The organism is Neorhizobium sp. T25_27 (assembly GCF_002968565.1).
Taxonomy (GTDB): domain Bacteria; phylum Pseudomonadota; class Alphaproteobacteria; order Rhizobiales; family Rhizobiaceae; genus Neorhizobium; species Neorhizobium tomejilense.
In genome coordinates this window covers 380,572-390,505 of record NZ_PVBJ01000006.1, presented here as the reverse complement: position 1 = coordinate 390,505, position 9,934 = coordinate 380,572, and the positions used below count along the sequence as shown (strand labels likewise).

Sequence of the window (9,934 nt, the reverse complement as noted above, 5' to 3'; positions counted from 1 at the left end):
CTCCCAGCCCATGCCTACAATTGCCTCGCTTCCGTTGCCGGAGTGTTTCGCGAGACGTTCGCGGGCAGGCGGGAGCCGGCGCTTTCATCGGAACCGTAACGTGCGGGAAAGGTGGAAGAGGTGAAAGCCATGGCGGCGATGTCTTCGGATGGAGCCGCCTATCAAGCCTCCCCCGGACAGCCATGTCCGGTTCGGTTGAGCCGTGCAAGTGGCATGATTTCCCGAAAGGAAGTCGCGAACAAAGCCACGCAGCGAGGCGAGATGATCACCTGTAGGGGCCGGAAGCCCCGAAAGAACGCCGAAGGCCACGCGAATGCGGGCCATACTATTATTTTACTATGAGGTTCCGCATTCGTGTGGGCTCTCCGATCTTTGAAAACCACGGCAGGCGACTGCGCGGGGCTCCGGAATGTTGGCCGAAGGCTTTTGATCCTCGGTGATCGGATCCTCGGGTCAAGCCCGAGGATGACGAGTGTGTGTGGCTGTCTCTCACAAAAGCACCGTTTCAGCCCACTGCACTGCTTACTTTGGCACACCTCTCCGTCGTCATCCTCGGGCTTGACCCGAGGATCCAATCACCGACGACAGGCTTGTGCCGACTGCAAAACAAGAAACCCGGCCCCAAATGGGACCGGGCTTCTCTTTCCTGCTTGGGAGGCAGAATAAACGGTTCACTCGACCAGGTTGGCGTTGATGAACTCGAAGTTGATGTCTTCGCCCATGCCCGGCTTGTCGGAAATATGAACGAAACCGTCTTCGTCCATCGGGTCGACGAGGGCGTTCAGGTATTCGAAGCCGTCGTCATATTCGAGGAACGGGTGCAGCAGGCCGCGCTCGTACCATTTCGCGTTCTTGGTGCAGGCCGCGACGATCAGGTTCGGAGCGCCATTGCCGTGGATTTCGCAGTTCATGCCGAAGGATTCGGCCAGATGCATGGTCTTCATTGCCGGGCTGATGCCGCCGACGTCATGGACGCCTGTCCGCAGGATGTCGCAGGCCTTCGAGGTGATCCATTCGGCGCGGCTGAAATGCTTGCCGCCGGCGCTTTCCGGACCGAGGACCGGAATGTCGAGGTTTTCGGCAAGCCAGGCGTAGGAAGCCGAACTCTGCTCGTCCATCGGCTCCTCGATCCAGTCGAAGCCGAGCTTTTCGAGGCCCCTGCCGAGTTCCAGCGCTTCCGTCCGGGTATACCAGTGGAAGGCGTCGATCATCAGGTGGATATCCGGGCCGACCGCCTCGCGGACTGCGGCGCAGGCCTTGAGATCCATCTTGACATCAGGCGCCCAGGAGACCGGCGGCATCCAGGTGTGCAGCTTGATGCCCTTGTAGCCGCGCTTGACGAGCTTTTCGCCGAACCGGCCGTAATCTTCCGGCGTGGCGAGGCCGTTCTCCAGTTCGTCGCCACACATGATCGAGCCATAGGCCGGGATCTTTTCGCGGTAGCTGCCGATCAGTTTGTGAACCGGCATGTTCAGCTTGCGACCGGCAAGGTCCCACAGGGCGCAGTCGACGATCGCGAGCGCCCGGTCGGTCAACTGCATCGCGCTGCCGCGCTGCCAGTGAGCGAGGTCCTGCCACAGCCTTTCGCGGGCGAACGGATCTTCGCCGATCAGCACCTTCTTGACGAACTTGTCGATCACATGCGGGCGAACGACTTCCGGCGGGGCAAAACAATAGCCTTCCGCACCGTCGTCATCGACGATGGTCAGCAGCGCCAGGTTGACCTTGTGCGGCGGGCCCGGATGGGCATGGCCGGCGGTATCCTGGTGGCGGCGCGTGGTGTGGGAGAATACGCGCACATTGACGTCTACGATCTTCACGAAATTCCTCCTGTCAGAAGCAGAGGGACGACCCTCCACCATTTCATTTCGAGACCCGGCGAGGGCCGGATCGGAGCCGCCCGTCGGGCGGCGGAAGTCTGTCTTTCACGCATCGTCCGGATGGCCGGCCGATGCGAAGGCGCCGCCTTGATAGATGACGGCGGGATCGGTCGGGTCTTGCCTGCCGGCTGCCGCTTCCACTTCGACGCGCCACCTTGCGGATGTGTCCTCGGGTTTCCAGCCGAGGAAAGCGGCATTGCGATTGTCCCACCACTGCTCGTCGTTGGCAGAGGTGCCGTAGACGATGGTGTGGGCGATCCGCGGTGCAGCAAAGGCGCGCCGGCAGAGGGAAAAGAAATCACGGTAGCTGAGCCAGGTCGCCAGCATGCGCGTGTTGGCCGGCTTTTCGAAGCACGAACCGATGCGGACGGACAAAGTCTCCTGTCCGAATTTCTCGAAATAGAGGCTGGCAATCGCCTCTCCGAAGACCTTCGAAGCCCCGTAGAGCGAGTCCGGCTTCGGCACGACCGTGTTGTCGAGCCGTTCATCGCACCGATAGTAACCGACGACGTGGTTGGAGCTTGCGAAGACGATGCGCGGCAGGCCGTTGTGGCGGGCGGCTTCGTAGAGATTGTAGAGGCCGACGATATTGCCCTGGACGATGAGGTCGAACGTCTTTTCGAGGGAAATGCCGCCGAGATGAATGATGCCGTCGACGCCCTCGACCAGTTTGGCGACACCCGCGGCATCCGCCAGATCGCATTGAACGAAGGTTTCGCCGGCGCCCGTATCGGCGATCTCACCGATATCCGACAGCACGACATGCTCGGCGATCTCCCTCAGCATCGGCCGGATTGCCCGGCCGACACCCCCCGCGGCGCCGGTTAAAAGCAGTCTCTTGAGCATTCTTCCCTCATGGGCGGGCCGTCGGTGAATATGCGCCGGTTCGCCTTGTCATCATACCTCATAGGTCATCTCATACTATAGGTCCATGGCTGGGCGTCAATAAAATTCTTGCTCGGCGCTTGACAACTAGGGCAGGTTTTACCCCTCTAAGTAGCTGAAATGGCAAAGCGAGAGAGCGGGCTGACATTGAAGAGAGCAGATAACATCACCGGGGAGGCACCCTCGCGAAAAGGCCGCAATCTGGTCGAGACGGTTGGCCGGCGGATGCGGGATGCGATCGCGAGCGGCGCGTTGAAGCCTGGTGACAAACTGCCCACCGAAAGCGGGCTGACGCTGCAATACGAGGTCAGCCGCACGGTCATCCGCGAGGCGATCGCTTCGTTGCGGGCCGATAATCTCGTCGAGGTCCGCCACGGCGTCGGCGTCTTCGTTCTGGCGCCGCAAGGCGGGCTGCAGGCGGGCTTCCGCACCGTGGATGCCAATCGCGTTTCCTCCATCATCGAAATGCTGGAAGTCCGCGCTGCCATCGAGATAGAGGCTGCGGGTCTTGCTGCGATCCGTTCGTCGCCGGCGCAGCAGGAACTGATCTTCGAATGTCTCGAGACGATCAAGCGGCAGATCGCTGCCGGTGCGGCAACGGTTGAAAGCGACCGGGCTTTCCATTTGGCCATCGCGGACGCGACCAACAACCCGCGTTTCCGGGAACTGCTGGAGGCGATCGGCAAGCAGATGATTCCGCGATCGCTGCTGCAGGAGGGTGAAGTGGAGATTTCGCCGCCTGAATACCTGGCCCAGATCCAGGATGAACATGCCCGTATCGCCCGCGCAATCACGGATGGCGATGATTCGGCTGCTCGCGACGCCATGCGCATGCATCTCAAGGGGAGCCAGCAACGCTATCGCTCGCTGATACGGCGGCCCTGATGTGCCCTTAAAGATAATACAAGTCTTGACAGTCATAATATGACTTGGTAGCCTTCTGGAAATCAACCAGGAAGGGACTGCCATGTCTATGGATCCAAATGAACTGAAGCATGCGCTCGGCGCCGGCCTCCTGTCGTTCCCCGTCACGCCGTTCGGGAAAGATGGCCTCTTCAACCGCAAGGCTTACGAGCAGCATGTCGGCTGGCTGGCCGGTTTCGATGCTTCGGTGCTTTTTGCCGCCGGCGGCACCGGCGAGTTCTTTTCACTGGAGCCTTCCGAAATTCCGGAGATCATCGTCGCCGCCAAGGCTTCGGCCGGCAGCACGCCGATCGTTGCCGGCTGCGGTTACGGCACGCGCATCGCGGTCTCGATCGCCAAGTCTGCCGAAAAGGCAGGCGCCGACGGCATCCTCCTGCTGCCCCACTACCTGATGGATGCCAGCCAGGAAGGCCTTTACCAGCATATCAAGACCGTCTGCCAGTCGGTCGGCATCGGCGTGATGGTCTATAACCGCGACAATTCGATCCTGACGGCGGAAACGCTGGCGCGCCTTTGCGAGGCCTGTCCCAATCTGGTCGGCTTCAAGGACGGTTCCGGCGATATCGGCCTGGTGCGCAAGATCACCGCCGTCATGGGCGACCGCCTGACCTATCTCGGCGGCATGCCGACGGCCGAACTTTTTGCCGACGCCTATCTCGGCGCGGGCGTCAGCACCTATTCGTCGGCGGTCTTCAACTTCGTCCCGGCGCTGGCTCAGAAGTTCTACAAGTCGCTCCGGGCCGGGGATACGGCCGCCACCAACCAGATCCTTATCGACTTCTTCTATCCGTTCATGGAGATCCGCAACCGCCAGAAGGGTTACGCGGTTTCCGCCATCAAGGCCGGCGTGCGGCTGATGGGCTTCGATACGGGTCCGGTTCGCGCGCCGCTGACCGACCTGAATGCCGAAGAAGTCAAGATGATGGAGGCTCTCTGCGAGCCCTACCGCAATGACGCTCTCGGGGTGCAGGCGGCCGAATAGGCGTCCTCCTCTCCAACCCTCTCCCCGAGTGCATCAGCCGGCAGGTCCATCCTGCCGGTTTTTTCGTGTCCGCGGCCGAGCATTGGCGGCCCATAAAAAACGCCCGCAACCGAGGTTGCGAGCGCTCGTCCTGGGAGGGACTTATCGCTTGATCGGTCAGCGCTGCTTGGACACGCTGCGCAGACGAACCGTCCAGCCGTAGTGGTTCACGTAACCCTTGACGTCGGCGCGATAGACGACGCTGTCGATGACCGCCGAGATTGGCTGCAGCGCGGGAACGAGTTCCTCGTATCGCTTCTGGATGTCTTCATAGGCCGTCTTCTGCTTCGCCTGATCGCGCTCCACCAGTGCCTTGGCGGACATGTCGTTCAGCTGCTGGTCGAAGAAGGACGTGCGCCAGCCAATGATGCCGCTGAGCTTGGCGTCGTCGGCGTTGTTCGGGTTGATGACGAGGGCGCGCAGGTTGGAATGTGGATGCGGCTCCTGGCCGCCGCCGCCGCGACCGACGAGCATTTCGAACTTGCGCTCGCGCATCGGACCATAGATCTGGTCACCGGCGCCCTGGACGATTTCGGCCTTGATGCCGGCCTGGGCAAGGGTTGCCTGGATCGCGGTGGCGGTGTCCGTGAAGGGCGGCTCGTTGAGCGTCAGCAGCCTGACCGGGAAGCCGTCGGGATAACCTGCCTTGGCGAGCAGTTCCTTTGCCTTTGCGACATCGAGCTTGTAGTCCGGATCGGCCAAGCTGCCGATGACGCCGTCGGCGACCGGGCGAAGACGCTTCGTGCCGTAGTTCGGCATGATCGACTTGTTGATGCCGTCGTAGTCGATCAGATGGCGGATCGCGAGGCGCACATCCGGGTTCTTGAAGCGCTCGTCCTTCATGCTCACGGCGAGGAAGTAGAAGCCCGAGCTCGGCGTGCTCTGCACCTCGACGTCCTTGTTCTTGCCGAGCGCGGCGATATCGGGAACCGAAAGGCCGACCGCGACGTCCACGTCGCCCTTTTCCAGCATCAGCCGCTTGGTCTGGGATTCCGGCATGTGCCGGAAGATCACGCGCTTCATCTTGGGCTTCTCGCCCCAGTAATCGTCGAACCGCGTCAGGATGAGCATTTCGTTGGAGGACCAGCGCGTCAGGCTGAAGGCGCCGGAACCGGCGACATTGATCTTCAGCCAGGCCGCGGCCTTGTCGCCGTTCGCCTCGTGGCTCATGGCGGTCTTCATGTCGATGACCGCGCTGGCGTCCGGCTTGCCAAAAATGTCGAGCGTGAGCTGCGGATCGGTCGGCTGAGCCGGCTTGAGGGTGATCTTGTTGCCATCGGCCGTCAGCAGCTGGTCGATATTGTTGGCCTTGTAACCGAAGGACGACCAGACGCCCGCGCCGACCAAGCCAAGGCTGATGTTGCGTTTGATCGACCAGACGACATCTTCGGCCCGGACCGGGTTGCCGGACGTGAACTTCGCGCCTTCCCTCAGTATAAAGGTGATCGAGCCGTCATCCGCGACCGTCCAGGCGCTGGCGAGACCTGGATTGACGGTCTTCTTGTCCGGCGCGAGTTCCACGAGCGTATCATAGAGATTGGCGATGACGCCCGTCGCCTCGCGGCCCGAAATCGCCGCCGGGTCGAGTGTCAGGATATTGTTCATGCTGAGGCCGACGATCAGCTGGTCTGCGGGGGTATCGGCGTATGCGCCGACCGGCGCAGACAGCGCCAGAGCCGTGGCCAGAGCCACATGCTTCATCCATTTCATCTGGGGTTCCTCCATTCCAGGCACTCAAGTGAGTATGACGTCACATGACTGCTGCGTTGCATGAAGACGGAAAAGATACCCCTCGTCAACTGAGGCGGCCCCAGAAAATAATGCGTCTCGGTCCATTTTTGACCTCGGAGTGGCGCGGCCGATGCCTTTATATCCTATTTCGAGCTTGCAGTCATATTATGAGTTGACGTGCATTCGAGGCGCCTTCTAGATTGAAGGCAGCATGTCGAGGAGGAACGGGGATGAAGCGGCTTCTGATCACCGGGGCGGCCGGCAACATGGGCAAGGCCATGCGCCAGCGGCTGGGGCACCTGGCGGAGGTCATCCGCGTTTCCGACATCTCTCCTCTGGACGACGTCGGGGCCAATGAGGAACCTTTTGTCTGCGACCTGGCGGATTCCGATGCCGTCCTGCGCATGGTGGAAGGGTGCGACGGCATCCTGCATTTCGGTGGCATTCCTTCCGAGAACACCTTTGCCAGCATTCTCGACAGCAATATCCGCGGCCTGCACAATCTCTACGAAGCGGCGCGAAAGCACGGAAAACCGCGCATCCTGTTTGCCAGCAGCAACCATACGATCGGCTTCTATCGGCAGGACCAGTTCATCGGGGTCGATCGGCCTGCGAAGCCGGACGGCCTTTATGGCGTCTCGAAATGCTTCGGCGAGGGATTGGCGCAGATGTATTTTCACAAATTCGGCCAGGAGACGGCGATCGTCCGCATCGGTGCCTGCTGGCCGAAGCCGACGACGGTGCGGATGCTGTCCATCTGGCTGAGCTTCGACGACATGGCTTCACTTGCGGAGAGGGTCTTCAAGGCTCCCTATCTCGGTTGCCCGACGATCTGGGGCGTTTCGGACAATCAGCCGAAATGGTGGGACAACTCCGCTTCCGCCTATCTGGGCTGGGTGCCGAAGGACAGTTCCGAGATCTATCGCTCGGAGGTGGAACGCAATCCGGGCATTCCGGACAAGGGATCTTCACAAGCCAAGTGGCAGGGCGGCGGTTTCGTCGACGATCCCATCTACACCGAACCTCCCCGTTCCCTGAATCGGTAACGACCCCATGAAAATCACCGACCTCACCACCACCGCCGTCAGCCTCCCGCTTGCAGAACCGCTCGGCAATGCCACGGCGACCATCCATCAATTCTCCTGCATCGTGATCGATCTCGTCACCGACGAGGGATTGCGGGGTGAAAACCTGATATTCACCATCCGGCCGGAGCAGTTGAAGCTTCTGGACAGCATGGTGCATGTGCTGCGGGATGCGGTGATCGGGCGCGATCCGGACGATACGGGCGCCTTCTGGCAGGACGCCTGGCGACGTATCAACTTCATCGGTTTCACCGGCGTCTCGATCATGGGCATTTCGGCCATCGATGGCGCCATGTGGGATCTGAGAGCCAAACGCGCCGGCCTTTCGATCTCGCGGACGCTGGGACGGTGCCGTGAGACGATCCCGGCCTATGCCAGCGGCGGTCTATGGCTCACTCAGGATATTCCCTCGCTCGTCCGGCAGGCGGAAGGTTTCGTCGCGGCCGGCTTCAAGGCGATGAAGCTGCGGCTTGCCGGGCGGATCGATGTCGACCTGCCGCGTGTGAAGGCCGTTCGGGCAGCGATCGGCAGCGATATCGGGCTGATGATCGATGCCAACCAGGTGCTCGACGTCGATGCGGCGATCAGGCTCGGCGATGCGCTGGCGCCGTTCGATATCGCCTGGTTCGAGGAGCCGGTGTCGGCCCACGCATTGGAGGATTCGGCCAAAGTGGCAAAAGCCCTGCGGATGCCGATCGCGTCCGGTGAGAACGAATATACGCGCTACGGTTTCCGGCGGATGATCGAGACGGGTGCCGCCTCCATTCTCATGCCGGATCTCCAGCGGGTTGGCGGCGTCACCGAATTTTCCCGCGTCGGCGCACTGGCGGCAAGCTTTGACCTGCCGATCTCGTCGCATCTTTTCCCCGAAATGAGCCTGCAGTTGCTGGCGCATGTCCCGACCGCCCATTCCCTGGAATACGTGGAATGGTTCACGCCGCTCTACGAGGAGAAGATAAAGCTCGTTGACGGGACGGCCCAGATCCCGGATGCCCCCGGCTGGGGGATGTCCTTGGACCGGGATGCGATCCACCACCACGCTCTTTAGGTTGAAACCCGCATAGGACTAGATTTGCCCCGTTTTCTTGCGAAAGCGCAAGCAAATGCCCATGCCCTGTTTGTTTCACGTCAAAGAGAAGAAGTTGGTGTGGACATAAATTCTATTTCCAGAGGACGGCGATTTACTCCGCCCCTTGTTCCGAAGGAAAGAAACCATGACCGACAAGATTCAGATGACCAGACGCTCGATCCTTGCGGGGGCAGCCTTTGTTGGCGCGATCGCACCGGTCGTGCAGGCTTCCTTTGCCCATGCAGACGAAGCGCCCCCCGCAAAGATGAAGCCGGGCGACCTCTCGCGCCTCCGCCGCGAGAAGGTCGAGCTCGTGAAGCCGCCTTTCGTCCATGCCCATGCTCAGAAAGCCGATGGCCCGCCGAAGGTCGTCGAATTTACGCTGACCATCCAGGAGAAGAAGCTCGTTCTCGACAAGGAAGGCACCGAAATCAATGCGATGACCTTCGATGGGTCGGTTCCGGGTCCGCTCATGGTCGTCCATCAGGACGACTACGTCGAACTCACCCTCATCAACCCCGATACAAACGAACTCCAGCACAATATCGACTTCCACTCGGCCACCGGCGCCTTGGGCGGCGGAGCGCTGACGGTGGTGAACCCCGGCGAGAAGACCATTCTCAGGTTCAAGGCAACCAAGGCCGGCGTCTTCGTTTACCACTGCGCACCTCCCGGAATGGTGCCGTGGCACGTTACCTCGGGCATGAACGGCGCCATCATGGTGCTCCCGCGCGATGGCCTCAAGGACGGTAACGGGAAACCGCTGACCTACGACAAGATCTACTACGTGGGTGAACAGGATTTCTACGTCCCGCGCGACGAGAACGGCAAGTTCAAGAAATACGCTAGCGCCGGCGAAGCTTATGAGGACACCCTAAAAGTCATGCGGACGTTGACCCCGACGCACATCGTCTTCAACGGAGCCGTCGGCGCTTTGACGGGCCAGAACGCCATGACCGCCGCAGTCAACGAGAAGGTGCTGATCGTCCATTCGCAGGCGAACCGCGATACGCGGCCCCACCTCATCGGGGGCCACGGCGACTATGTCTGGGCTACGGGCAAGTTCGCCAACCCTCCGGAGATCGACCAGGAAACATGGTTCATCCCGGGCGGTGCGGCAGGCGCTGCATTCTACACCTTCCAGCAGCCCGGCATATACGCCTACGTCAACCATAACCTGATCGAGGCCTTCGAGCTGGGCGCTGCGGCGCATTTCAAGGTCACCGGTGATTGGAACGACGACTTGATGACGTCGGTCCTGGCGCCGAGCGGCACCTGATCCGAAACGGCCGGGAGCATGAGCTATGCATGCCCCCGGCCGACCTTCATCCCCCTGCAA

General features: G+C 61.1%; 8 protein-coding genes. 5 read left to right on the top strand and 3 right to left on the bottom strand.

Annotated elements, in window-relative coordinates; genetic code table 11:
* Window positions 1-671: 671 nt before the first annotated feature.
* Window positions 672-1,820: a mandelate racemase family protein gene (locus tag C5J24_RS19285; RefSeq protein WP_105420112.1), complete on the bottom strand. Its 1,149-nt coding sequence runs from the start codon at window positions 1,818-1,820 to the stop codon at window positions 672-674.
* Between the two features lie 105 nt (window positions 1,821-1,925).
* The gene (locus tag C5J24_RS19280) at window positions 1,926-2,726 is read right to left on the bottom strand and encodes an NAD(P)-dependent oxidoreductase (RefSeq protein WP_105420110.1); all 801 of its coding nucleotides are present in this window, start codon (window positions 2,724-2,726) and stop codon (window positions 1,926-1,928) included.
* A 159-nt stretch (window positions 2,727-2,885) separates the two neighbouring features.
* On the opposite strand from C5J24_RS19280, the gene C5J24_RS19275 reads away from it, so the two are divergent.
* The gene (locus C5J24_RS19275; RefSeq protein ID WP_205836962.1) at window positions 2,886-3,650 is read left to right on the top strand and encodes a FadR/GntR family transcriptional regulator; all 765 of its coding nucleotides are present in this window, start codon (window positions 2,886-2,888) and stop codon (window positions 3,648-3,650) included.
* An 88-nt stretch (window positions 3,651-3,738) separates the two neighbouring features.
* Complete coding sequence (gene kdgD / locus C5J24_RS19270) at window positions 3,739-4,671, top strand: 5-dehydro-4-deoxyglucarate dehydratase (RefSeq protein ID WP_105420108.1); 933 nt, start codon at window positions 3,739-3,741, stop codon at window positions 4,669-4,671.
* Window positions 4,672-4,827: 156 nt separating this feature from the next.
* On the opposite strand, the gene C5J24_RS19265 is transcribed toward kdgD, so the two are convergent.
* Window positions 4,828-6,411, bottom strand: coding sequence for an ABC transporter substrate-binding protein (locus C5J24_RS19265; RefSeq protein ID WP_371674647.1), 1,584 nt, complete (start codon window positions 6,409-6,411; stop codon window positions 4,828-4,830).
* A 260-nt stretch (window positions 6,412-6,671) separates the two neighbouring features.
* Between C5J24_RS19265 and C5J24_RS19260 the strand changes: the two genes are divergently transcribed.
* The 3 genes from C5J24_RS19260 (at window position 6,672) to nirK (ending at window position 9,874) form a co-directional block, all read left to right on the top strand.
* Entirely contained in the window at window positions 6,672-7,487 is an 816-nt protein-coding gene (locus C5J24_RS19260) for an NAD(P)-dependent oxidoreductase (protein ID WP_105420104.1), read from the top strand.
* A 7-nt stretch (window positions 7,488-7,494) separates the two neighbouring features.
* Entirely contained in the window at window positions 7,495-8,574 is a 1,080-nt protein-coding gene (locus tag C5J24_RS19255; protein WP_105420103.1) for a mandelate racemase/muconate lactonizing enzyme family protein, read from the top strand.
* 166 nt (window positions 8,575-8,740) lie between these two features.
* Window positions 8,741-9,874 carry a copper-containing nitrite reductase gene (gene nirK, locus C5J24_RS19250; protein ID WP_105420101.1) on the top strand — a complete coding sequence of 378 codons (1,134 nt, stop codon included), beginning with the start codon at window positions 8,741-8,743 and terminating at the stop codon, window positions 9,872-9,874.
* The last annotated feature ends 60 nt before the right edge of the window (window positions 9,875-9,934 follow it).

Excerpts from the sequence above, each read along its gene's own strand:
- C5J24_RS19280 (WP_105420110.1), bottom strand. The coding sequence starts at position 2,726 with ATGCTCAAGAGACTGCTTTTAACCGGCGCCGCGGGGGGTGTCGGCCGG.
- C5J24_RS19275 (WP_205836962.1), top strand. The coding sequence starts at position 2,886 with ATGGCAAAGCGAGAGAGCGGGCTGACATTGAAGAGAGCAGATAACATC.
- kdgD (WP_105420108.1), top strand. The coding sequence starts at position 3,739 with ATGGATCCAAATGAACTGAAGCATGCGCTCGGCGCCGGCCTCCTGTCG.
- C5J24_RS19265 (WP_371674647.1), bottom strand. The coding sequence starts at position 6,411 with ATGAAGCATGTGGCTCTGGCCACGGCTCTGGCGCTGTCTGCGCCGGTC.
- C5J24_RS19260 (WP_105420104.1), top strand. The coding sequence starts at position 6,672 with ATGAAGCGGCTTCTGATCACCGGGGCGGCCGGCAACATGGGCAAGGCC.
- C5J24_RS19255 (WP_105420103.1), top strand. The coding sequence starts at position 7,495 with ATGAAAATCACCGACCTCACCACCACCGCCGTCAGCCTCCCGCTTGCA.
- nirK (WP_105420101.1), top strand. The coding sequence starts at position 8,741 with ATGACCGACAAGATTCAGATGACCAGACGCTCGATCCTTGCGGGGGCA.